Below are 22,975 nucleotides of genomic sequence, written 5' to 3' on the forward strand. Positions count from 1 at the left end.
TCCCGCGTTTGCGCCGATCACCCGCGATCCGCTGCGGCCTTCAGGCTGCCACTGACCCGCAACGCTCCGCGTTCGCGGGTCTTTTTCGCCCCGTACAGCCTGGTTACAGGCTTGCGTCCGGCATGCAACACCCTGGGGTTATAGTTCAGGGATTCATCCTTAAGGCGTAGCTAAGGTCAACCAAAAGGGGTAACTTCTATTGACCTGTGCCTGGCTGCAAGTGCGCGCCTGCACCTCATTTCTTGCCCCGTTGCTTTCATGAATTCCCCTTCTGCCGAATCCTCGCTGTTGTCGCTGAGCCAGTTGGCGGCAATGGTGGCCGCGCGGCGCACCCTGATCATCGCCGTCGTGGTGGCGATGGTGGGCGTGACCGCCGCCATCACCGCGTCCCTTCCGCGCCAGTGGACCGCATCGTCCGACATCTACGTGGACTACCGGGAAAACGATCCGATCAACGGTCGCAACTTTTCGGCGATGCTGGACGACAGCTACATGCAGACCCAGATCGACATGATCAAGAGCCAGGTGGTCGCCCAGCAGGTCATTGACACCCTCAACCTGACGCAATCCGCGCAATACAAGGAAGCCGTGCAAAAGCTGGGCGAAGCCCGGGCGCACGACAATCTGATCGACAACCTGAACAAGAACACCGACGTCATCAACAAGCGCGGCAGCCGCGTCCTCGAAGTGGCCTACACCGCGGGCACGCCGGAAATGGCGCGCGACTATTCCGCTGCCGTGGTCAATGCCTTCATCGGCCTGACGCAGCAGATCGCCAGCCGGGCGGCCCGCTCGCGCACCGAGCAGTACAGCGCGCAACTGGAACAGCTGCGCAAGGAAGCCGACGCGATCCAGGAAAACATTACGCGCTATCAGCGTGAAACCGGCCTGCTCAAGGCGACGGATAACGACGATATCGACACGCGCCGCCTGAACCAGCTGTCGCTGCAGCTGGCCGAGGTCCGCGCGCAGCAACAGGCGGCGCAAGCCCGCAGCGATGCCACGCGGCAACTGGTCCAGCGCGGCATCCGGCCCGACGAAATCCCGGAAGTCGGCCAGTTCGGTCCGATCCAGGAACTGCGCGGCAAGCTCAATGATGTGGATCGCCGCCTGGCCGAAGCACAGGCCACGCTGGGCGACCGGCACCCCACCGTGATCGGCCTGATGTCCGAACGCCAGGAACTGCGCGCGCGGCTGGACCGGTCATCGCGTGCCGCCATGGACAGCCAGGGCGGCGACACGGCGCGCCTCAGCATGCAGGAAGCGGCGCTGAACCGGGACATCGACGCGCAGCGCGACCGCGTGCTGAAACAGATGCAGGGCCGCGACCGGCTCTTGTCCTACGAACGCCAGCTGGCCAGCGTGCAGCAGATCTATAACGCGGCACTGCAGAAATACGATGGCCTGCTGATGGCCAGCAACATCACCCTGCCCAACCTGGCGGTGCTGCGCGCGGCCGAGCTGCCCAGCGCGCCATCGGGTCCGAAGGTGCGGCGCAACCTGGTTTCCGGCTTGCTGGTGGGCGTGGCCGCGGGGCTCTTCCTGGCCTTGATCCTGGAACTGTTCAATCGCCGTGTCCGCACGCGCGACGACCTGCTGAAGGGACTGCCGCTGCCCTTGATCGGCACGATAGGCCGTCGGGGGCATTGGCATGAGCGCCCGTCCGGACAAGGTGGCGGGCGCGCATGCCGATGCCAGGTCGACGCCAGTGGCCGCCGCGCCGGCCCTCGGCAGTGCCGCCGGCGCGGCCTCTGGCTTGTCTTCCGCCCCCCTTCTGCCACCCCTTCCGGCGCTCCGTCCGGCGCTCCGTCCGGCGGCGACCGCATCGGCGATCGGTTCGTGCAGTCCGGCCTGCTGACGACTGACCAGGCGGCGCGTGTCGTCCAGTTGCAGGCTTCCGAAGGACTGCGCTTTGGCGAAGCCGCCGTCAAGCTCGGCTTCATTACCGACAAGCAGGTCCAGGCCGTCCTGTCCAAGCAATTCCACTATCCCGTGGCGGCGGAACGCAGCGGCATTTCCGCCGACCTGGCGATCGCCCACGCGCCGTTCAGTCCCGAAGCCGAAGCCATCCGCCAGATCCGCGCCGAACTGTCGATCCGGCTGGCCGGGTCGGGGCCCATTTCGCTGGCGGTGGTCAGTCCGAATGAAGGCGAAGGCAAGAGCTACCTGGCGGCCAGCCTGGCCATTGCGTTTGCACAGGCCGGCATGCGCACGCTGTTGATCAACGCCGACATGCGGGACGGGGGGCGCGACAAGCTGTTCACCCGCACGGGCGACGTCGGCCTGTCGACGCTGCTGGCCGGGCGCGCCACGCCTACCGCCGGCGTGCCCGTCGACAACTTTCCCCTGCTGAACGTGCTGGACTCCGGCCCGCCGCCGCCCAATCCGATCGAAATGCTGCACGACGGCGCGCTGACGCGGCTGCTGGCCGCATTGCCTGGCTTCGACGTCGTCATCGTCGACACGCCATCGGCCGGCAAGTCGTCGGATGCGCAAGTGATCGCGCAGCAGATCGGGTTTTGCCTGCTGCTGGGCCGCAAGGACCACACCCGTCTGGCCGACCTGGTCGCGACGCAAGACAAGATGCGCACCGCGGGCGCGCAGATCGTCGGGACCATCTACAACGAATTCAAGGCCGGCCGCTCGCGCCGCGGCTGGTTCGGGCGAAGGCGCGGGTAGCGGGCGCGACCTGCCGCCCGCAAGCCCGACGCCACGCACCTGCCCCCGACGCCTGCCCTGCCCACATGAAGCCGCCCATGGACACCGCGCCCTCCGCCTCTTCCGCGCGATTCAACCGGCGCCTGTCGATGGCGCTGGTGTCGCTGAGCCTGATTTTTTCGCTGGTGGCGTTTACCCTGGGCGTGGGCGAGACGGGGCCGGAAGCCACGCATGAACTTGCCGAAGGGTCGTCGCTGCGGCAGATCCAGTTCGGCTCCATCTTCCTGGCCGCCATCTGGCTGGCCTGGCAGCATCGACAGTGGACCTGGCTGCACCTGCGGCATGCCAACCCCTTCCTGATCGCGGTCGTCGTGTATTGCTTCGCGAGCATGCTGTGGTCGGTGGCGCCGCTGGTGTCGATCAAACGGTCGGTGCTGCTGGTGGGGCTGCTGCTGATCGGCCTGGCCACCGCGCCTCCGGTCGGCGACACCCGCCTGTGCGCGCGCGCCATGATGTTCACGATTACCGGCATTGCGATCCTGTCGGCCATCGTGGCGCTGGCGCTGCCCCGGGTCGGCGTCGACTACCAGCTGGGCGGCGCGTGGCGCGGCATTCTCTGGCAAAAGAATGTGCTCGGATCGATCACGAGCTTTGGCGTGATCCTGTGGTTGCGGGAATGCCTGACGCGCGACATGCCCCTGCGCCGCTGCGTGGCCGGACTGCTCATCTGCCTGTTCGTGCTGATCATGTCCAAGAGCGCCACGTCGCTGCTCGTCACCATCCTGGGCTGCGGCATTTATCTGGTGTTGCGGCGCCAGTATCTGGCCGGGTCCCACACGCAGCTGGCGATCAGCCTGGTGGCGGTCGTCCTGCTGATGCTGGCGCTGCATTTCGTCTACGTGATCTATGGCCGTCTGCCGACCCTGAGCGACCTGATGGGGCCCATCACCGGCGCACTGAACAAGAGTTCGGACTTTACCGGGCGCGGCGAGATCTGGAAGCTGGTGTTGATCAGTGTCGAGCGCCACCCGATCTGGGGCATAGGCTATGGCGGCTTCTGGCTGGGCGAAGGCAGCGCATCGCAATACATCAAGGACCTGCTGGCCTGGATGCCCGCCACCGGTCACCAGGGCTACATCGACATCCTGAACGAACTGGGTGCCGTCGGGCTGGGGCTGACCATTGCCGCGCTGCTCTGGCATTTCTATCAGCTTGCCCGGCTGGCGCGCTTCGACCGCGAAGAAGCGACCGTGCATTTCGCCTTGATCGTGCTGGTCATCGTCAGCAACTTTTCCGAAAGCCAGCTGCTCGCCGACGTGGCCTTTCAGAACATCTACTTCTTTTATTCCTCGCTGAACGTGTCGGCGATTCTCGATCTGCATCGCAAGGGGCCCTGCCCGCTGCGGCGCGCGGAGGGTTGGTTCATGCATAGACTTGCTGCCCTGTTGCTGGCGCTGGCCCCCTTGGCGCCTGCCGTGGCATTGGCCCAATCCGTGCCGCCGCCGTCCGCCTTTACGACCGGCGACAACGGGGCCGAATACTTCCCGTTCGTGGTCGATGAAGACCTGTTGGGAGGCGCGCCCGACCGGTCGGCCATGAACACGCCCATCACCCCGGCGTCGCGCATTGTCGTCAACAACGGGCATTTCTATGCCGTTGGACGCGATGGCCGTCCGGGAACGAACGACGACGTGCGCACGCGGCTGTATGGCGTGAACCTGAGTTTCGGCAGCAACTTTCCGGCACAGGACGACGCGCCGCGCCTGGCCAAACGCCTGCGTAAGCTGGGATTCAATGCGGTGCGTCTGCACCACATGGACAGCTTTCCGACCGACGACACCACCGCGCCGGGCAGCATCCTGACCACCGGCCCGTTCCCGACCTTCAACACCGAGGCCATGGCGCGGCTCAAGCGCTTCATTGGCGCCCTTGCTGCCGAAGGCATCTACGTCAACCTGAACCTGCACGTCGGCTACCGTTTCCGGCCCGATGTCGATCAGTTGCCGGTCCCGCAGGGCCCGCCCGGCGTCGCCCCCATCGGCAATCCGCTGCATGTGTACATGCCCCGGATGATCGCGCTGCAGGAAAGCTATGCGCGCGGCCTGATCCGCGGCCTGGACCTGCGCGGCAACCCCGCCCTGGCGATGGTGGAGATCAACAACGAATCGTCCCTGCTGGCGGCCTGGCAGTGGCGGCAGTGGGAATGGGTCGTGCCGGGCGGTTATGCCGAGACGCTTGCCGCGCTGTGGCAGGCCTGGCTGACCAACCACTATGGATCGACGGCCAAGGCCTGCGCGGTCTGGCAGGTGTGCGCGAACCCCGCGGCCCCCGTGCCCCTGCTGACGCCCGCCGATGCCGACATCCCGCAAGATGCGCTCGGCCGCCTGCGCGTGCGGATGGGCGAAAAGTGGCGCAAGGTTTCGTCTCAGTGGCTGGGCAACGATGCCAGCGCCACGCCACCCAGTGGCCGCATGCTGCGCCTGCAGGACTTCCTGCAATTCCTGGCGGACACCGACAGCCGCTATCTGAATCGCATGCGCGCGGTGGTCAAGGCCGAGACCGACGCGCGGGTGCCGGTCACCGGCACGCAGATGGCCTATGGCGGGGCGCTCAATTTCGATTCGCACGCGGCGATGGACTATATCGACGAACACATCTACGTCGGCCATCCCGAATTCCCTTCACGGGGCTATACCCCGCGGGACTGGCGCATGCGCAACGTGGCGCCGTCGGGTGGCGTGGAACTGCGCCGCCTGCTGGCGATGTCCTACCGGCGCGATCGCACCAAACCTTTCGTGGTAAGCGAGTACAGCCAGCCCTTCCCCCAGCCGCGCGGCGCCGAGACCCTTCCCGTGCTGGCCACGATCGCCGCGCTGCAGGACTGGGACGGCCTGTTCTACTTCGATTACACGTACACGCGCGACGGCCTGAAGGCGCCCGCCAACTTTTCCTTGAGCGGCGACTGGGGCAAGTACGCGCTGACCGGCCCCAGCGCGCAGGTTTTCCGGCTACCCGTCGTGGCGCCCTTGCCCGACCGCATCGCACTGCCGTTGCCCATCTCGGCGCGCCGCGCCATTGCGGCCTCTACCGCGTTCGATGCGCTGGATGCCGATATTGCCACCCGGCTAGGGGTGATGCCCGAACTGGCATTTCGCACCCAGGTCGCCATCGACACGACGCCCAATGCGTCGACCCGCTACGTGCCCCCCGCGGCGGCCGCATCGGCCACGCCCGACGACAGCGTCGGGTTCGATGCGGCGGAGCATCTGTTTACGGTCCGGCACGACGGCGTATGGGGCGTGTTCGGCGACGCGGGCGGCAAACGCGTTGAAGGCCATGGCCTGTTGGCTGAATTTCCAGGCAAGGCCGGCCAGCACACCAGCTTCTGGATCACCCCGCTGGACGGCGCCCCGTTGCCGCGCGCACGCAGTTGGCTCGTCACCCTGGGCACATGGACCACAGGCACCCAGCCCGGCTCGATGCCCGCGCGGCCCAAGGAAGTGGTTGCCTACAAGGGCGACAGCAGCTGGCTGACGCTGGAACCGGACCCCACCACGCCGGATCAGCCTTCCGGCGCGACCGAAACCGCCGCACCGGCGTGGCAGGCCCGCAGTCCGCTGCGGCTGACCTGGATGGCGAAGGACGGCATGCCGACCGTGTACCCGCTGGACGGCGCCGGCCGCCGGCTGGCCCCGCTGGCCCCGCCCTCGGTGCGGCGGCTGGGTGATCAGGTCACGGTGGATCTGCATGCGACGGCGCCAACGGCCAGCGTCTGGTACGAGATCGTGATGCCAGCGGCGGCTGGACGGGCTTCGGCCGCGGCGGCGGCCATGCCTGCGTCTGACGCGCGAGCGCCCAGCCGATGACCGCCACGCCCTTCCCTGACGACCGCACTGCTGCGGCCCGCAACAGCGCACGGGACACCTCCTTGTCGCGCGCTCATCCGGCACGCGCCGCAGCCGGGGTAAGCACCACCGACGACGACACGGTGTCAGTCTGCATCTGCACCTATCGCCGCCGCGACAAGCTTGCGCTGCTGCTCGACGACCTGCTGCGCCAGCGCCGCCTGCCCGACCAGATCGTTGTCGTCGACAACGACCGCGACGGCAGCGCGCGGGACGTGGTCGAGGCGTTTCGTGCGCGCGTGAAAAGCGACGCGGGCATCGACGGCGGTGAAGGTGCTGACGGCACCGGCAACAGCGCAAGCGGTACCAGCAGTGCTAGCGGCCACGGCGCTGGCGGCATCGATGTCGTCTACGCCGTGCAGCCCGAGAAAAACATCGCCCTGACCCGCAACGCCACGGTCGCCCATTCCACGTCGTACTGGCTCGCCATGGCCGATGACGACGAACGTGCGCCCGAAGACTGGATCGCCAACCTGCTGCGCACCGCGCGGTCTTCGCAGGCCGATGGCGTGCTGGGACCTGCCGTGCCCCTGGTTCCCGACACCGCCCCGGACTGGATCCGCCGTGGCCGCTTTTACGACTGGGCGCGCTTCCCGACCGGCACGCCCGTTCCCACCAATGCATTCCGCGCGGGCAATCTGATCGTGCGCCGCGACGCGATCCTGGCCATGCAGCCCATGTTCGACCCGGCATTCGGGCTGACAGGGGGCGAAGACGGTGATCTGTTGATGCGCATGCAGGGCGCCGGCTATCGCTTCGTCTGGTGCGACGACGCCGTCGTCACGGAAATCGTTGAGCCAGTCCGCCTGACGCTGGGCTGGATCCTGAAGCGCGCGCGGCGCGGCGGGCAGGATTTTGCGCGGCATGTGCTGGGCGGCAAGCTGGGTCCGGCCACGCCGGCTCGGCTGGCCGTGTTCTTTGCGCGAGCCGTCCTGCAGATGCTGCTGGGTGGCGCGCTGGCCGTGCTGACCCTGCCGCTTGGCCGCCATCGCGCCGTGCACTGGCTGGCCCGCGCGTGTGCCAATTACGGCAAGCTGACCGCGCTTTGGGGCGGCCGCGATTTGGAATATGCGTGACGCCATGATCCCTTTCTTGCACCTCTTCTTTTTCGTGCTCGCCCTGCCGGTCGTGCTGGCCTGTCTGTATCTGGGACTGATGACACTGCTGTCGGCGCGGGTGCCGGTGCCGCCCCGGTCTTCCCGCACCCTGCGCTTCGACATCCTGGTGCCTGCCCACAATGAAACGGCGGTGATCGAACGCACCGTGCGCAGCCTGCGCCGCATCGACTGGCCCGCCGACCGGTTCCGCGTTGTCGTGATCGCCGACAACTGCGAGGACGACACAGCCGCGCTGGCCCATGCCGCCGGCGCCCACGTGCTGGTGCGCCGCGACCTGGAACGGCGCGGCAAGGGTTACGCATTGGCCCACGGCATTGCGCAGAGCGCCGCCACCGGCCGCGCCGATGCCGTCGCCGTGGTCGACGCCGACACGGAAGTCTCGCCTAATCTGCTCGAAGCCTACGCGTCCCGTATCGAGCAAGGCGCCGAAGCCATCCAGGCCAATTACGGCGTGCTCAACCCCGACGACTCGTGGCGCACCCGCATGCTCACGATCGCCTATGGCGCATTCCACGCCGTGCGGTCGCGCGCCCGCGAACGCTTGCGGGTGTCCTGCGGCCTGCGCGGCAACGGCATGTGCCTGACCCATGCGCTGCTCGCCCGCCATCCCTTCGCCGTGTTCTCGATGACGGAAGATCTGGAATACGGCATCCAGCTGGGCGAAGCCGGCATCCGGGTGTTCTATGCCGACGAAGCTGCGGCTGATGCCGAACTGGTGTCGTCGGAACAGGCCTCGCGCTCGCAGCGGCAACGCTGGGAAGGCGGTCGTTTCACGGTCGTACGCAACTACGCCGGCCATCTGCTCAAGCTGGGCGTGACCCGGCCCGACCGCGTCACCTTTGAACTGGGCTGCGATCTGTTGCTGCTGCCCTTGGGATATGTGGGCCTGCAGATCGGCCTGCTGCTGGTGCTGTCAGGCATCGCGGCGTGGTTCGTGCCAGCCATGGACGGCTGGTTTTTGCTGTCGCTGGCGCTGCTGCTGGTCCTGATCCTGCACGTGCTGCGCGGCTGGCAACTGACGCCGCTCGGCCCCCGCGCGCTGCTGGACCTGGCCCGCGTCCCCTTCTTTGTCGTCTGGAAGCTGATCGTGCTGGTGCGCAACAAGAGCAACACGGCCTGGGTCAAGACGATGCGCGGCACGGACTTGCCGGACGGGGACATGACAAATGCCGCCACCCACGACAAGCCGCGGAAGGACCGTTCCTGAATGGCGCGCGGCGATACCCACCCGCAGGCTGGGCAGCCGGCTGAAGGCTTCGCCGGCGGTCCGGCTGACCGGCCCGCTGCCGGTTCTTCCAATGCCGCAGCCCGCCTGCGGTCCAGCCGCCTGGGCCGCAAGCTGGACCACAAGCTCGTCAAGTTGTTCGGCAGTTCCATCATCGATCAGGCCATGCTGTCAGCGGCCAACTTCGTAGTCGGTCTGATCCTGATCCGCTACACCCCCGAAGCGCAGTATGGCTACTACGTGCTGGCCTTCAACGCCATGATGCTGGCGACCACGCTGCAAGGCACCTTCGTGGGCACGCCATTGGTGATCCACCTTCCCCAGCTGACGAACGACGAACGCCGCTCGTGGATCGGCAGCCTGCTGCGCGACCAGATCCGCTGGGGCGCGATCGGCAGCGTCGTCACGATCGCGTTTGCCGCGGTCGCCTGGAGCATGGGCTGGCTGGACCCCGATGCCGGCCCCGTACTGCTGGCCGGCCTGGCGCTGATTGCCTGCGCGCTGTACCGCGAATACTTCCGCGCCGTCCTGATGATGTATCAACGCACGGTGCCGGTGCTTGGCGCCGACGCGGTGTATGTGGTCTGCCTGATCGCCGGCGGTGCGTTGGCGACGCGATTTCCGGCGGCCGCCGTCACGGCCCTGCTGACGGCAGCGGTGTCCGCGCTGATCGGCGCGGCCTTGCTGCGCCGCGTGCTGCGGCCAGAATTCGACCCGCACGCGGCGCCCGGCCGCCTGGCGGGCATTGCCAGAATGGGGGCGATGGCGGCCGCGGGCGGCGTGATCTATTGGCTGTTTACCCAGGGCTACAGCTTCCTGGCGGCCGCCACCTTGAACGTGACCGACGTGGCGGCGTTGGCCGCTTCGCGTCTGCTGCTGATGCCGATCAACCTGCTGTCGTCGGGCGTGCAGCGGCAACTGGTGCCCATCGCGTCGAACTGGGTGCACAACCATGGCGTGGCCAGCACCCTGCGCAAGCTGATCCTGTTTTCGGCGGGCATCGGCGGGCTGACGCTGGTGTACGGCATCGTGGTCTGGGTCCTGCGCGACTGGATTTTCCTGGACCTGATGCGCAAGCGCTTCGACGACCGCGACACGCTGCTCCTGATGTGGATTGCCATCTTCCTGGTGATGGTGGTGCGTGATCCGCTCAATCAGTTGCTGGTGCTGCGTCAACGCTTTCGCATCCTGATGGCCGTGTCGCTGGTGTGCGCGGTGATCTCGCTCAGCATCAGCTATGTCGGCATGGTGCAGTGGGGAACCCGGGGCGCGTTGGTCGGCATTCTGGCCGGCGAAGTGTTGAATCTTGTGGCGGTGTTGTGGCTGGCGCGGGTCGAGTCCCGCACGGATACCCATGAAAAAGCGCCGGCAGGGGCGGCGGGTGCGGGCGCCGATGCAGCCACTGCCACTGTCGCCGCCGTCGCCGCTACCGCGGAAACCGGCGCCGTGCCGGGTATGCCGCCGCCCGTGGACCCACCCTCCTCGTTCGACGCGGGCCGGCAATGATCCCCTTCCCGATTTCTTCCCGCGCCCTTTCCGGCGCGCACCGTCTAGGCTGATCTTTATGGAAATGCTGTCCATCCAATACCTGCGCGGCATCGCGGCCATGATGGTCGTTGGCGTGCATCTGTATCCGCAGCTTGAACGCATGGGCTACGACCACTATTGGCCACATTGGCTGGCCAGCGGCGTCGACATTTTCTTTGCGCTGAGCGGCTTCCTGATGTGGATCACCACGCGCGGCAAGAACGTGACCGTGCTGGAGTTCTACCGCCGCCGCGTCGTGCGGATCGTGCCGCTGTATTGGGTGCTGACGTCGGTGGCCGTGGCCATCATGCTGATTGCCCCGCACCTGATGCAGAGCACGCAGTTCAACCTGATGCATGTGATCGCGTCCTACCTGTTCATTTCAACGCCGAACCCGGCGGGGCATATGGAACCGGTGCTGACGGTGGGTTGGACGCTGAATTACGAGATGCTGTATTACGTGATTTTCGGCCTGACGCTGGTGTTGACGACGGCATGGCGGTTCGGGGCGACGGCGCTGGTGTTCGGGGCGCTGATCGCGGCCGGCTGGCTGTTCCCGAGCAGCAATCCGATGTGGGTGTCTTATACGTCGAACATTACGCTGGAGTTCCTGCTCGGGATGGGCATCGGCTGGTGGTACGCCCGGGATCCGCGCAGCGGGTCCGCGGCGCTGGGGTGGGTGTTGGTGCTGGGTGGGCTGGCGGCGATCGTGTTGCTGTCGTTTATCGCGCCGACGTTGACCCGGCCGGTGCAGCAGGGGATTCCGGCGGCGGCGATTGTGGTGGGGGCGATCATGCTGGAGCGGTATGAGTCGCTGCCGCGCTTGCCGCTGCTCCACCGGCTGGGGGACGCGTCGTATTCGATTTATCTGTCTCACACGATTGTGTTGTCGGCGTTGAGTCAGGGGTGGCGGAAGGTGGGGCTGGATGCGCTGCCGTTCGGGAAGACGGCGTTTTGCGTGGTGGGGGTTGTTGCCGTCAGTGTGGTGGGACTGGCGATGTTCCGGTGGTTGGAGCAGCCGTTGATTGAGGTGTTCAGGAAGAAGCGGGTTCCTGTCCAAGCGCATGCGGGGGAGCGGGTGCCTTCGCATTGAGTTCTCTTGCGCTTGGGTTCTTGAGTACGGTTCTTGCGCGGCCGCCGCGGGTAGGGGGTGGGGGTCAGAGCTGGCGCAATTCCCCCCACCCTCTACCCGCACCGTCCTGGGTCTGGACTGAATTCGTTGCCTTTTTGGGTCTCTTGGTGCCGGCCGAGTTTGTTTGCGGCGTGTGTGGCATGGCAATGCACTACGGGAAAACTGGGATGGCGTGGGGAGTCGCATTGCGAGGCTTTGCTAAGCCCGGGCCCGGCGTAGGCCGGGACCCAGCGAGCTCGGCCTTGCAATGCGACTCCCCGCGACGTCCGGGCTGACAGCCAGCAAATCTTCCGAAGCAAACCACCCAACCAGATCACCCGAGCAGCAGCCCCCTAAGCAAGCGAAGACATACCCAGATTCAGGGACGGCGTGGGGAGTCGCATTGCGAGGCTTTGCTAAGCCCAGGCCCGGCGTAGGCCGGGACCCAGCGAGCTCGGCCTTGCAATGCGACTCGCCACGACGTCCGGGCTGACAGCCAGCAAATCTTCCGAACCAAACCGAACCGAACCAAACCGAACCTGACCGAACTCAACTCACCCCGATCCGGTCCTTGAACAACCTCCACAACCGCTTATGCCGCCTCCCGCGAGCCCGCGGCTCCGACCAATCGATCATGCTGTCATTCATGTCGTAATCCCCCCGCTGCGCTTCCGGCACGTCACCGCGTTCCACCGTCGCGATCAGCTCTGGCAGCCGGCGGTAGAACTCCTCGCTCCGGTACGGGGGTGCAGGGACCACATGCCGGGGGCGTCGCCCAGGAAATCGATGCGCCACAGGTGGTTGGCTTTCAGGACCTCGCCCAGGATCACTTCGGCTTCGCGGGCGTCGGGCGGGTTGCCGAGCAGGCGGGATTTGCAGCGGCTCAGGAAATTGGGCGCCAGCAGGGGAGCACGCCCAGCGTGTCGCGCAGGCGCTGCAGGTCGATCATGAAAATGCGCGTGCTCACTTCCTTGAACCGGTAGGCGGGGCCGCCGGCGACGTCGACCGGGGCATGTTCGCCGCTGTGGCCGCGCACGGCGCCGTCGCTGCGCGCAGGGCCCGGAAACGGGCCGACGAACAGGGTGTCGGGGCGCGCGGCGAACAAGGCAAGGGCTTCGCTCACCCAGGTCGAACTGCCGCCGCCGAACAGCATATCGCCGTCGAAGTGGACGACATACCGCGCGTCGGCGTGCAGCAGGCCAAAGAAGTAGGCGTAGAACGGGCCGCCGTCCCAGGCCTTGACCGGAATGTCATCCCGGCCGAAAAACGCCTGCGCCACCTGCTTGCGGGCCGCGGGGCTGTAGTCGACCAGCACCGTGCGCAGTTGCGGGTAGCGCGCTTCGAAGCGGGTCAGCAAGGCGCGCAGGTCCGTCATGTACTGGTCGAAGTTGCTGCCGCGGTAGCGGCCCGAGCGGCTGCGGTGCGTGTCCACGGTCACGACGATGTGATCGACCATCGGTCCCCACACGCGGATCTGGTGGTCCAGCAGGTGTTCAACGTGCCGGTAGTCCATTGGGTACATGTTGATCTGCACCGCGATACGGTTGGGATAGTCCATGCCTTGCACTCCTGGGTTCATGACGTGGCTCGCAGGCCGGCTTCCAGCGGCGTCCAGCGCAGGCCCAGCAGGGTCTCGGCCGCGTCGGGCACGAGCGCGATGTCCTGCTGCCACAAGGCCAGCATCGACGGACTGAGCACCGCCGGGGTGTGACGCAGGCCCAGCTTGCCGCCTATTTTTTCCAGCACCTTGAGCGGGATGGCCGCGCGGCGTTCGATGGCGAGCCGGCGCGGCGTGATGCGCTTGACCGGCACGGCGCCCAGCGCGCGGCCGTACCGCACGAAATACTCGTTCCAGCGCGGCGCATCGCGCATGGCCAGGTTGTAGGCGCGGCCGCCCGCTTCCGGCTTGCGCAACGCGGCTACCACGGCGTCCACGACGTCGTCGATGTAGATGAGATTGCTGCAGCCATCTCCTGCCGGTCCCAGGTCGCCGATGCGGCGGGCGCGCAGCAGGTCGGCTATCCGGATCGACCACTGCGTGCTGCCCGGTCCGTAGATGCAGCCGGGCCGCAGCATGACGGCGCCGGGCAGGTCGGCCAGCAGTTTCTCGGCCTCGACCTTCGCGCTCGAATAGGGTCCGACGTCACCCAGCAGCGGATGGGATTCGTCGACCTTGCCAAGCGCCGAGCCGTACACGGCCATGGAACTGAAGTGGACGACGCGCGGTACCTGGCGCGCAGAGACAGGCACGCCGTGCGCCGCCGAGGCACCCGATGCAGCCGGCGCAACGGAGCCCTGCGGCGCATTTGGCACATTCGGCGCTTCGACCACGCCAAGCACCGCCTCGCGCAGCGCCCGCGCGCTCGCCACCATGACCTCGGCCGAGGCCGCCACGCAGTTCACCACGGCATCGGCCTCGCGCACCGCGGCACGCAACGCCGAGGCATCGGCGGCGTCGAAGGTGACGTTGCGCGCCCCGGCCACGGACACCGGGCGGCGGGTGGCGGCGATTGGCGTCGCCCAGTCCGTCGCGGCCAGCCGCGCCACGATCTTGCGGCCGACAAAGCCGTTGGCGCCAAGAATCAATACGTTCAATGTCATAAGCGATCCGGGCGGGCACGCGTCAGGCGGCGCGCAGTGCGTGGGTCAGGTGATCGGCCATGCGCAGCGCGAACGCCACGATGGTCAAGGTCGGATTGGCCTGGCTGGATGTCGGGAAGACGGCCGAGCCGGCCACGTACAGATTGTCGAGTTCGTGCACACGGCCGTCGGCATTCACGACGCTCGTGGCCGGGTCGGCGCCCATGCGGGCCGTGCCGATGTGGTGGCCGCCGTACGCGCCGTACCGCGTCATCTCGGCCTCGACGTCGGCCGGCGCGTAGTCCAGCGTGCCGACGCCCGATGCACGGATATCCTCGGCCAGCAGCGCCAGGGCGCACTGCACCGTCTCGACATCGAGCGGGGTATACCGCCAGTCCACCGACAGCGTCCGCATGCCCAACACGTCGCGCGTGTCGGTCAGCGTCACGCGGCTGTCGCGGTGCGGAATCTGTTCGGCGTGGAAGTCGATGCTGTACCGGTGCGCCTTGGGGTGCACGATGATGGACGGAAACTTGCGTGACGCCAGCGTGCGGTCGCGGCCCCAGTGCCACAGGAAGCCGATCACGCCAGGCAGGTCGAACAGCACGTTGCGCAGATGGGCGAGCCAGGTGCCCAGGCCCGTCTTCTCATCGCCATACAGGCGCTTGGCGTATTCGTAGGGCACCATGAACTTGGCCAGGCACAGCAGGGACAGGATGCCGGTGCGGTGACGCGGATCCGTCATGCGCGGATGGTGCAGGCGCGCCACGAAGTTGCCGACCCGCCGCGTGCGCTGCACGTCGGGCAACAGCGCCAGCCGGCGGCGGCAGTAGACCCCTTCGTCGCTCACGTCGTAGCCGTGCCAGGCATGACGTCCCGGCGCCAGCTGCAGGCTGCCGATGGTGCCTGCCACGTGGCACATGTAATAGCGGCCCACGTTGTCGTACGTGTTGCCGATGCCCTGCCCGCTGGCGCCTGGACTGTTCAACAGCAGACGCACGGTTTCGAGTCCGCCCACGGCCAGCACATAGCGGCGCGCCTGCACGGGCACGGTCACGCCGCTCAGGGTGCGCACGGTCAGGCCGGTGACCGATGTGCCGGCGGCATTGACCTCGATGGCCGTCACGTTGGCGTGCAGCACCATGCGTAAGGTGGGTGCGATCGCAAGACGGCGGCGATAGCGCCAGCCGAAGTTGGTCGGACAGCTGAACCGTTCCAGGGTGTCGGTCGAAAAGTTCTGGCTCTGGAACCCTTCCATCATGGGCTTGAGCGGCCGCGCAAACGTCTCGCCCGCACGATAGCGGAAGTCGCCCGCTTCACACAGCGCATTGGCTTGCGGATAGTAGGCAGCAAGCTCGTCATAAGGCACGGGCCAGGCTTCGCTGCCGATGTAGTCGCGGGCGTCGAAGTCGATCGGATCGAAGGGCATGCATCGGCCGCCCCACACGGTGGTGGATCCGCCCAGCCGCCGCATGCGGTAGCGGTGGATTGGGCTGTGCATGGTTTCGTCGGCAACCTCGCCGCTGTACAGGGCCTGCGTGGCTTCGTCTTCGTCGTCTCCGCCGCTTTCCAGCAACAGCACAGTCAGCCCGCTGTCGGCCAGCGCCAGCGCCATCGAAATGCCCGCGGCGCCCGCGCCCACGATGCAGATGTCCGCGCTCAGGGGGTGCCCGACAACAGGTCTCTTGCGTCGATGATCATCGGTAGCCTCGGCGTGTTGGCAGTGGCGCGCAGGCCCGCCGTCCTGTGCTCGGGCACACCGTTGCCGGCGTCAGCCTTGCTGGCCGTGGCGGGCGCTCACGCATCGTCAGTCGTAGCACAGCGTTGTCTCCACATATCTTGGCGGCGCGCAGTCCGGGCTGCGCAGCAGCCGTTCGGGCTGGCCCGCGCCGCCGTTTTCCGTCATCAGGGTCAGGCCGACGCGCACCACGGTGCTGGTCGAACTCGGATAGTTGCGGCCCTCAACCTTGTCCTGCCAGCCGTCCACCGTCAGCTTCATGTTGCGCGTTACCGCCCATTCCACCCGCGGGCCGAAACGCAGCGCCTCGCTGCTGCCATCGTTGATGGCCGCCAGCCGTGTGTTCTTCTGGTTTTCGCGGACCACGTTGAAGGACAGCCACAGCTTGTCGGTGTACTGCCAGCGGATCGACGCGCGCGCGCCGGTCAGCGTCGAATACAGAATGCCGGGGTCTTCTTCGTTCGCGTAGGGCCGATGCCAGACGGCCACGTCGAAGCGCGTCTTGGGCGAGTACTGCCATGCCGCTTTGGCGTCCACCGTGATCAGGCTGGTGTTGCGGTCGGTCAGGGTCTCGTAGCTGCGCTGCCGGTAGCCGATGCGGCTCGACAGCATGGTCTTGGCGCTATAGACCCATTGCGCGTCGACAAAGGCTTCGCGATCCGCGTAGCGGTTGTCGACCTGGGCGATCAAGCCCGGCGTGCGATCGATGTAGTCGACCCGCGACTGCATCAGTCCGGCCTGCACGTAGCTTGCGCCCCAACCGCTGTACCGCGCCGCGACCTGCACGCGGTTCTCGTCGCGGTTGTACAGCGTGGCGTTGAGCGGATATTCATAACGCAGCGAATTGCGGGACACGCTCAGTTGCGGCAGCGTGAGCGACTCTGTCACGCGCAGCCCGACATCGGCAAACACGTTGCGGCTGTCCACCAGGTCGCGATCGGGGGCGCTCAATGACAGGAAACGATTCAGGCGTTGTTCCTGGCCAAGCCCGACCGATCCCTGGAACAGCCTGCCCGCGCGCCACTGGAATGCGGTGTCCAGGCGACTGGGGTGATGCGTGAGTTGAGGATGCCGGTCGTACACCGCGCTGCCGAAGCTGCCCGACGCCACGAACCGCGTCCGGTCCGACAGCAGCGGCACGATCACCGCCCCGCTGATCTCATTGAGCCGGACGGTGTCGGGCCCGTAGAACCCGCGCTCGGCGTCGGACACCCGAAACGGGTTGCTCAGACGCTGCAGGGAACTGTCGGCTTTGAGCACGTAATCGATGAACTCGGGAAAGTCGGCGGCGGCCGCCGGCGGAAGCACGCCAAGCGCGCATGCGCAGGCCGGCCCCGCCAGCCACCGGGCGCGACGCATCGTCATGCGAGAGCCGCCGCGCACCGGGGCAATCGATCAGAAAATACGCTCGTCCACATGGATCACGTCCCCCGGCTGCACGGGATCGGTCAGCCTGACGCGCATCTTGCGGGTTTCGCCCGTCGTGGCGTCCTTGCGGCTGATGTCGATGCGGCGATCGGACGCACGGGCGTTCAGCCCGCCCGCCAGCGCCAGCGCACGCATGACATCCAGTCCGGCTTCCATCGGGTAAGCCCCGGACTTGCCAACTTCGCCATAGACAAAGAAGCGCGCCACCTGCGGTACGTAAACGATGTCGCCGGCCTGCAAGGGCATGTCCTGGATCTGCAGCGACGGCAGCTGCCGGTTGCCGATGGCGATCCGCAGACGCTGCTGCGCTGCGTCGGGCGTGGCGCCCCGCCGCAGCACCACGGCATGATCTTCGGCCAGTTCCTTGGGTCCGCCCGCCACGGCCAGCAGTTCCAGCAGCGTCATCTGCCCTTCAATCGGATAGCGGCCCGGCCGGGTGATCTCACCCAGCAGCGACACCATGCGGCTGCGCACGCGAACCACTTCGACCGCGATCTGCGGGTCGCGCAGATAGCCCTGCGTTTTCATCTGCTCGGCAATGCGCTGGCCTACCTGGGTAGGCGACAAGGCCGCCACGGCAACCGGGCCGATGAAGGGCACGACGATCCGGCCATCGACGTCCACCGTGACCTGCACGGACAGCTCCGGCCGGCCGTACACGGTCATATACAGCGTATCGCCCGGACCGACCGTGGCGACAGCGCCGCCTTCGACTTCGGACATGGACATGGTGGAGGGAACCAGGCGGCCGGGATGCAGGGTGGTCTGCGCCGAAGCCGGAACCGCGCCGCACAGTGCGCCCGCCAAGGCGAGCATGGCGCCCGCGCGACGGCAGGCGAATGCCAGCCATCCGGCGGCATGGCGCCGAGAGGCCATGCCGCGCACGTTCGTGCCAGGGCCCGGCGTATCGACATCCCGGCGCAACGTCATCCTGCTTGCCAACTCATGTTCTCCTGTATCGCCGTCTTTCAGGCGGTGCCTGTAGATTGTTGGCAACCCGGCCGGCAATGGAAAGTCCGACAGGGCTCAGTTGCACCGATACAACGCAAGGCGTTGGAAAAGCTGCATAACGCGCGGTTAAGTCCCAAAAAGGGGTGTAACCGCAGGATGCATACTGCGATTGTACCGTAAGCTATTTGGATGAATTGACAGCTTGGCGGCGCGAAATCTGTCTTGCCCGCAACGATTGTCGCAGCCGAATTTCATCCCTTAGCCTGGGCCCACCGCACCCGTGAAACCCGCTCCTTCCCAGCCTGCCGGCAGCATCCGCCTGTTCGATCTGAATGTTCGTCCAGTTACCCTCAAGCAGGCGGTCGACCTGCTTGCCGCGTGGATCACCGAACGGCATAGCCGTGGGGGCGTGGTGGTCACTCCCAACGTCGATCACATCGTCCGGATGGAAAAAGCGGCGCCTGAATTCCGCGAAAGTTATGCGTCGGCCGAATTCATTTTTGCCGACGGCATGCCCGTGGTCTGGGCCAGCCGCCTGCTGGGCCGGCCGCTGCCAGAACGCGTCACCGGGGCCGATCTGTTCGTTGCGCTTTGCCAAGAAGCCATAAGTCGCAACTGGCGGGTATCGGTCATTGGCGGTATTCCCGGAACCGAAAAAACGTTGGAAGACCGCTTCCGCGACTCCTACCCGGGTATCGACGTGCAGGTGCACTGCCCTTCCATGACCTTCGATCCATTGGGGCCCGAAGGCCAGGCCGCAGCCGACCTGCAGCGCGCGCGCGCCCGCACCTGCTGTTCGTCTGCCTGGGCATGCCCAAGCAGGAAGTGTGGTCCCTGCATTACGGTCCGACGCTGCCCGGCAGCCTGATCCTGTGCGTGGGCGCCGCCATGGAATTCGGCATCGGCCTGCAGCGCCGCGCGCCGCGCTTCGTGCAGAAGGCCGGCATGGAATGGGCCTGGCGCCTGCTCTCCAATCCCAAACGCTTCTGGCGCCGTTATCTGGTCGACGATCCGCGATTCGCCCGCATGTGCTGGCGTGAATGGCGGCAAAACGCACGGCCATGAGGCGGGCCCCCACGCCATGACCCACCGAGAAAAACACACGCAGCATCAGCGGCTGTTCTTCTACATGGTAGGCGTCGGCGCAGCCGTCGTCGCCCTGTTCGGCTACTTCGCGGCGGCTGTCTTCGAACGCTATCCGCTTGCCGACCTGGACCTCATGAAAGCCGCGATCATCGCGGTGTCCACCTGTGTCCTGTTCTACCAGTTCGACCAACTGCTCAGCACGCGTGAAATGAGCTACATGCTCGGCCGCGCCAGCGTGCGTTGGGTGCAGGTCGTGATGGTGGTGCTGCTGGCCTATGTGCTGCTGCCCGAACCCGACCGCGATCACATGCGCGAAGTGATGCAGCTGTGGGCCATCGGTACCTGGCCGCTGCTGCTGGGCGCCCTCGCCCTGATGCGCCTGAGCGCCGTGCGCCTGTACAGCGGCGCCGACGCGCGCCGCGCGATCTTCATCCAGCCCGGCCGTCAATCGCGCACCCTGGCCCTGCGGCTGGCGCGCTCGCCCATGCTCGGCATCCGGATCGACGGCTATTTCGGCCGGCCCTACAAAGGCGAAGAAAGCACGGTCAAACGGCTGGGCGGACTCGATGAACTCGACAACTATCTGCGCACCACGCCGTGCCAGGTAGTATTCCTTGGCACCGGCCTGATCACCGACCCGCAGGCCACTCCCATCCTGGACCGCCTGGGCGACACCACCGCCGCCATCTACTTCGTCCCCGAATCGCCGCGCGAAAGTCCCTTCCAGATCAACGTGGCCGACATCGCGGGCGTGCCGCTGCTGGCCCTGCATGAAACCGAAATCCTGGGCATGTCGCGCGTGCTCAAACGCGCGTTCGACGTCACGGTCGCGCTGGGCATGCTGGTGATCTTCGGGCTGCCGATGATCCTGATCGCGATCGGCATCAAGCGCACGTCGCCCGGCCCGGTGTTCTTCCGCCAGATCCGCTACGGCCAGGATGGCAAGCCGATCCGCATCTACAAGTTCCGGTCCATGCACGTGCACCTGCCCGAAGCCAAAGTACAGCAGGCCACGCGGGGCGACCCCCGCATCACGCCGTTGGGGCGCTTCATCCGCAAGACCTCACTGGACGAACTGCCGCAGATCCTGAACGTGCTGGACGGCAGCATGAGCCTGGTGGGCCCGCGGCCCCATGCGGCGGAACACAACGAGCTGTACCGCCAGCAGATCAAAGGCTACATGCTGCGGCATACCGTCAAGCCTGGCATTACCGGCTGGGCGCAGGTCAACGGACTGCGCGGCGAGACGGACACCCTGGACAAGATGATGCAGCGGGTCGAACACGACCGGTACTACATCCAGAACTGGTCGCTGTGGCTGGACATCAAGATCATTGCGCGCACCGCGTTGCTGGTGGTGCGCGACCGCAGCGCGTTCTAGGGATCTATTCCAACGTAATGCCCGCCGCCTTGATCACGGGACCCCACTTGGCGTCTTCGTCTTTCAGGAAGCGTGAGAACTCGGCCGGCCCCATCGCGGCGGGCGTCAGGCCCTGCTCGATCAGCTTGGCTTTCAGGTCCGGCGACGCCATCACGGTTTGAATGGTGGTGACCAGTTTGCTGACGACGGCAGGTGGCATGCCCGCCGGTCCGGAAATCCCGAACCACGCTTCACCCACCGTACCCGGAATCACCTCATCCATCGTTGGCACGTCGGGCAGATCGGGCAGCCGCTTTGCTCCGCTGACGGCCAGGATCCGCACCTTGCCCGATTTGGCCTGCGCCGCCGCCACGCCCGGATTGTTGAAGATGGCATCCAGTTGCCCGCCCAGCAGATCGTTGATCGCCGCGCCCGTGCCCTTGTACGGCACATGCGTCATCTTCAGGTTCGCCTTCTGCTTCAGCAGTTCGCCCGTCAGGAAGCCTGCGGACCCCACGCCAGCCGACCCGTAGTTGTAGGTGCCGTTGGCGTTCCGCGCCAGGGTGACGAATTCCTTGAAGGTCTTGGCTGGATGGTCGCTGCGCACGACCAGGCCATTCGCGAACGTGCCGATCATGACCATGTGCGTGAAGTCGTCGATCGGCCGGTAGGACACCTTCTGGCCGAGCAGAGGACCTGTGGTGATGGCCGCGCCGTTCGTCAGCACCAGGAAGTAGCCCTTGGGGTCGGCTTTGGCGCCTGCGTCGGTTCCAAGAATGGAGCCTGCGCCGCCCTTGTTTTCGATGAAGACGGTCTGACCCAGCGCGTCGCTCAGGCTGCTGGCGACCAGGCGCGCCACCACGTCGCTGGTGCCACCCGGCGCGAACGGCACAATCAGTTTGACGGGGTGATCCGGATAGGCGCCCTGCGCCCGGGCGGATGCGGCGGGAAGCGCGGCGGCGGCCAGCCCAGCCGCGGTGATCGCGATCGCGCGCGCCGTCGCCTGCCTGACCGCGCCCGACAGCGCACAGTGCGCCGCGCCCGCCATGCCCACGCCCTCCCCTGTGCCGCCCGTGCGTCGGCCTGACCCCTGTCCATCCTTCAAACGTAAGCGCATGACTTTGTCCGGATAATGTTCAGCCAAGCTTCATATTCCGGCACCGGCGGGTTCATCGTCAAGCACCAATGTCATATCAACCGGACAATAGGAGCGGCGTCCAGGCCGGGCAATCCGCGCACGGGCGCCTTGCCCGCGAGCGTCGCCGCCGGCGCTTGACATTGTCCGGACGATTCACCTAAGGTGAAGCCGCCAACGCGGTCCGTCCGGACCGCGCGCGCGCGTTTGACGGAGCCCACGCATGGTTATCGCCGTATCGAACGAGACTGCCCGCACGCAGTCCGCCGCGCTTGTTCAGGCCGGCGTCATTCCGGCCTATCGCATCGAGTACATCGGCGCCAAGCCGGACCGCGGCGGCGCCGGGCGGCCGCAGGCCTTCACGGTGGAAATGAGTCCGAACAAGAAGGTCGGCGCGCATTACCACACGGTGTCGCAATACCAGGTGATCCTGCGGGGTGGCGGCCATATCGGCAGCCATCCGGTATCGACCTATTCGGTTCACTACACCGACCCGTACACCACGTACGGCCCGCTGGTCGCCGGGCCTGACGCCCTCCATTACATGACGCTGCGCGCGGCGGGCGATCCCGGCCCGCAATACCTGGCCAAGCCGGGCGTCAAGGAAGCGATCCGTCCGTCGCGGCGGCGGTTCCTGCTGAGCACCGACATCCGGTCGTCCACGCCTGACGAAGCCGCGGCACTCACGTCGCCGCACATCGACGTGCTGCTGGAACCGAATGACGACGGCGTGGCGTCCACGCTGTATCGCCTTGGACCGAACATGACCGTGCGCGGCCCCGACCCGTCCCTGGGCGGAGGGCATTACTTCATGGTGATCGGCGGCGCGCTGGAATACGATGGGGAACGGCTGGACATCGACTCGACCCTGTTCGTCGAAGCCGACGATCCGGCCCTGACCTTGCATGCGGGCGGCGCCGGTGCGGACGTCCTCTTTCTTCAGTTTCCCAAATCATGACGATCCGGCGCATGCACTGTACAAAGTGCAATTACGTGTTCGATGAAACCATGGGGGATCCGGAAGACGGAATCGTCGCCGGCACGCAATGGGAAGACATTCCGGACGCCTGGGCCTGCCCGAACTGCTCGGCCGGCAAAGAGGATTTCCGCGAAGAGACGTGAATGCCCCTTCGAGGTGGCTGGCCCCGGACGA

17 protein-coding genes are annotated in these 22,975 nt (G+C 66.5%); 11 read left to right on the forward strand and 6 right to left on the reverse strand.

Going from position 1 to position 22,975, the window contains the following annotated elements; translation table 11 throughout:
- Window positions 1-258: 258 nt before the first annotated feature.
- The 6 genes from ACNANG_RS06220 (at window position 259) to ACNANG_RS06245 (ending at window position 11,526) form a co-directional block, all read left to right on the forward strand.
- On the forward strand, window positions 259-2,679 hold the full coding sequence (locus tag ACNANG_RS06220) for a polysaccharide biosynthesis tyrosine autokinase (protein WP_420226451.1): 2,421 nt from the start codon (window positions 259-261) through the stop codon (window positions 2,677-2,679).
- A 77-nt stretch (window positions 2,680-2,756) separates the two neighbouring features.
- Window positions 2,757-6,524 (forward strand): O-antigen ligase family protein, encoded by a 3,768-nt coding sequence (locus tag ACNANG_RS06225; protein WP_420226452.1) that lies wholly within the window; start codon window positions 2,757-2,759, stop codon window positions 6,522-6,524.
- Between the two features lie 62 nt (window positions 6,525-6,586).
- A complete protein-coding gene (locus ACNANG_RS06230; protein WP_420226453.1) occupies window positions 6,587-7,639 on the forward strand; it encodes a glycosyltransferase family 2 protein in 1,053 nt (350 codons plus the stop codon).
- Window positions 7,640-7,643: 4 nt separating this feature from the next.
- Window positions 7,644-8,888: a glycosyltransferase family 2 protein gene (locus ACNANG_RS06235; protein ID WP_420226454.1), complete on the forward strand. Its 1,245-nt coding sequence runs from the start codon at window positions 7,644-7,646 to the stop codon at window positions 8,886-8,888.
- A complete protein-coding gene (locus ACNANG_RS06240; RefSeq protein WP_420226455.1) occupies window positions 8,889-10,412 on the forward strand; it encodes a lipopolysaccharide biosynthesis protein in 1,524 nt (507 codons plus the stop codon).
- 58 nt (window positions 10,413-10,470) lie between these two features.
- Window positions 10,471-11,526 carry an acyltransferase family protein gene (locus ACNANG_RS06245; RefSeq protein ID WP_420226456.1) on the forward strand — a complete coding sequence of 352 codons (1,056 nt, stop codon included), beginning with the start codon at window positions 10,471-10,473 and terminating at the stop codon, window positions 11,524-11,526.
- Between the two features lie 901 nt (window positions 11,527-12,427).
- On the opposite strand, the gene ACNANG_RS06250 is transcribed toward ACNANG_RS06245, so the two are convergent.
- From ACNANG_RS06250 to ACNANG_RS06270, 5 genes are all read right to left on the reverse strand, one after another.
- Complete coding sequence (locus tag ACNANG_RS06250; protein ID WP_420226457.1) at window positions 12,428-13,102, reverse strand: glycosyltransferase family A protein; 675 nt, start codon at window positions 13,100-13,102, stop codon at window positions 12,428-12,430.
- Window positions 13,103-13,119: 17 nt separating this feature from the next.
- Window positions 13,120-14,145: an NAD-dependent epimerase/dehydratase family protein gene (locus ACNANG_RS06255; protein WP_420226458.1), complete on the reverse strand. Its 1,026-nt coding sequence runs from the start codon at window positions 14,143-14,145 to the stop codon at window positions 13,120-13,122.
- A gap of 22 nt (window positions 14,146-14,167) precedes the next feature.
- Window positions 14,168-15,766 (reverse strand): GMC oxidoreductase, encoded by a 1,599-nt coding sequence (locus ACNANG_RS06260; protein ID WP_420226459.1) that lies wholly within the window; start codon window positions 15,764-15,766, stop codon window positions 14,168-14,170.
- A 165-nt stretch (window positions 15,767-15,931) separates the two neighbouring features.
- A complete protein-coding gene (locus ACNANG_RS06265) occupies window positions 15,932-17,227 on the reverse strand; it encodes a hypothetical protein (protein ID WP_420226460.1) in 1,296 nt (431 codons plus the stop codon).
- A gap of 30 nt (window positions 17,228-17,257) precedes the next feature.
- Window positions 17,258-18,220, reverse strand: a complete 963-nt coding sequence (locus ACNANG_RS06270) for an SLBB domain-containing protein (protein WP_420226461.1) — start codon at window positions 18,218-18,220, stop codon at window positions 17,258-17,260.
- A gap of 301 nt (window positions 18,221-18,521) precedes the next feature.
- On the opposite strand from ACNANG_RS06270, the gene ACNANG_RS06275 reads away from it, so the two are divergent.
- The 3 genes from ACNANG_RS06275 to ACNANG_RS06285 are packed head-to-tail and all read left to right on the forward strand — an operon-like array spanning window position 18,522 to window position 20,708.
- Complete coding sequence (locus ACNANG_RS06275) at window positions 18,522-19,109, forward strand: WecB/TagA/CpsF family glycosyltransferase (RefSeq protein ID WP_420226462.1); 588 nt, start codon at window positions 18,522-18,524, stop codon at window positions 19,107-19,109.
- The gene (locus ACNANG_RS06280) at window positions 19,052-19,306 is read left to right on the forward strand and encodes a WecB/TagA/CpsF family glycosyltransferase (protein ID WP_420226463.1); all 255 of its coding nucleotides are present in this window, start codon (window positions 19,052-19,054) and stop codon (window positions 19,304-19,306) included. The genes ACNANG_RS06275 and ACNANG_RS06280 overlap by 58 nt, the downstream gene beginning before the upstream one ends.
- A 16-nt stretch (window positions 19,307-19,322) precedes the next feature.
- A complete protein-coding gene (locus ACNANG_RS06285; RefSeq protein ID WP_420226464.1) occupies window positions 19,323-20,708 on the forward strand; it encodes an undecaprenyl-phosphate glucose phosphotransferase in 1,386 nt (461 codons plus the stop codon).
- A 4-nt stretch (window positions 20,709-20,712) separates the two neighbouring features.
- On the opposite strand, the gene ACNANG_RS06290 is transcribed toward ACNANG_RS06285, so the two are convergent.
- The gene (locus ACNANG_RS06290; RefSeq protein WP_420226465.1) at window positions 20,713-21,804 is read right to left on the reverse strand and encodes a Bug family tripartite tricarboxylate transporter substrate binding protein; all 1,092 of its coding nucleotides are present in this window, start codon (window positions 21,802-21,804) and stop codon (window positions 20,713-20,715) included.
- Between the two features lie 241 nt (window positions 21,805-22,045).
- Here ACNANG_RS06290 and ACNANG_RS06295 point away from each other — a divergent pair, with 241 nt between their 5' ends.
- Together ACNANG_RS06295 and ACNANG_RS06300 are read left to right on the forward strand one after the other, a co-directional pair.
- On the forward strand, window positions 22,046-22,780 hold the full coding sequence (locus tag ACNANG_RS06295) for a hypothetical protein (RefSeq protein ID WP_420226466.1): 735 nt from the start codon (window positions 22,046-22,048) through the stop codon (window positions 22,778-22,780).
- Between the two features lie 11 nt (window positions 22,781-22,791).
- Window positions 22,792-22,944, forward strand: coding sequence for a rubredoxin (locus ACNANG_RS06300; protein ID WP_420226467.1), 153 nt, complete (start codon window positions 22,792-22,794; stop codon window positions 22,942-22,944).
- The last annotated feature ends 31 nt before the right edge of the window (window positions 22,945-22,975 follow it).

Source organism: Pigmentiphaga litoralis (assembly GCF_048632615.1).
GTDB lineage: Bacteria > Pseudomonadota > Gammaproteobacteria > Burkholderiales > Burkholderiaceae_B > Pigmentiphaga > Pigmentiphaga litoralis_B.

What these genes read in the sequence shown, in the direction of transcription:
- ACNANG_RS06250 (WP_420226457.1), bottom strand. Translation starts at nt 13,102, where the DNA reads ATGGACTATCCCAACCGTATCGCGGTGCAGATCAACATGTACCCAATG.
- ACNANG_RS06265 (WP_420226460.1), bottom strand. Translation starts at nt 17,227, where the DNA reads ATGACGATGCGTCGCGCCCGGTGGCTGGCGGGGCCGGCCTGCGCATGC.
- ACNANG_RS06280 (WP_420226463.1), top strand. Translation starts at nt 19,052, where the DNA reads ATGCCCAAGCAGGAAGTGTGGTCCCTGCATTACGGTCCGACGCTGCCC.
- ACNANG_RS06300 (WP_420226467.1), top strand. Translation starts at nt 22,792, where the DNA reads ATGCACTGTACAAAGTGCAATTACGTGTTCGATGAAACCATGGGGGAT.
- ACNANG_RS06235 (WP_420226454.1), top strand. Translation starts at nt 7,644, where the DNA reads ATGATCCCTTTCTTGCACCTCTTCTTTTTCGTGCTCGCCCTGCCGGTC.
- ACNANG_RS06220 (WP_420226451.1), top strand. Translation starts at nt 259, where the DNA reads ATGAATTCCCCTTCTGCCGAATCCTCGCTGTTGTCGCTGAGCCAGTTG.
- ACNANG_RS06290 (WP_420226465.1), bottom strand. Translation starts at nt 21,804, where the DNA reads ATGCGCTTACGTTTGAAGGATGGACAGGGGTCAGGCCGACGCACGGGC.
- ACNANG_RS06270 (WP_420226461.1), bottom strand. Translation starts at nt 18,220, where the DNA reads ATGACGTTGCGCCGGGATGTCGATACGCCGGGCCCTGGCACGAACGTG.
- ACNANG_RS06285 (WP_420226464.1), top strand. Translation starts at nt 19,323, where the DNA reads ATGACCCACCGAGAAAAACACACGCAGCATCAGCGGCTGTTCTTCTAC.
- ACNANG_RS06225 (WP_420226452.1), top strand. Translation starts at nt 2,757, where the DNA reads ATGGACACCGCGCCCTCCGCCTCTTCCGCGCGATTCAACCGGCGCCTG.
- ACNANG_RS06240 (WP_420226455.1), top strand. Translation starts at nt 8,889, where the DNA reads ATGGCGCGCGGCGATACCCACCCGCAGGCTGGGCAGCCGGCTGAAGGC.
- ACNANG_RS06295 (WP_420226466.1), top strand. Translation starts at nt 22,046, where the DNA reads ATGGTTATCGCCGTATCGAACGAGACTGCCCGCACGCAGTCCGCCGCG.
- ACNANG_RS06245 (WP_420226456.1), top strand. Translation starts at nt 10,471, where the DNA reads ATGGAAATGCTGTCCATCCAATACCTGCGCGGCATCGCGGCCATGATG.
- ACNANG_RS06255 (WP_420226458.1), bottom strand. Translation starts at nt 14,145, where the DNA reads ATGACATTGAACGTATTGATTCTTGGCGCCAACGGCTTTGTCGGCCGC.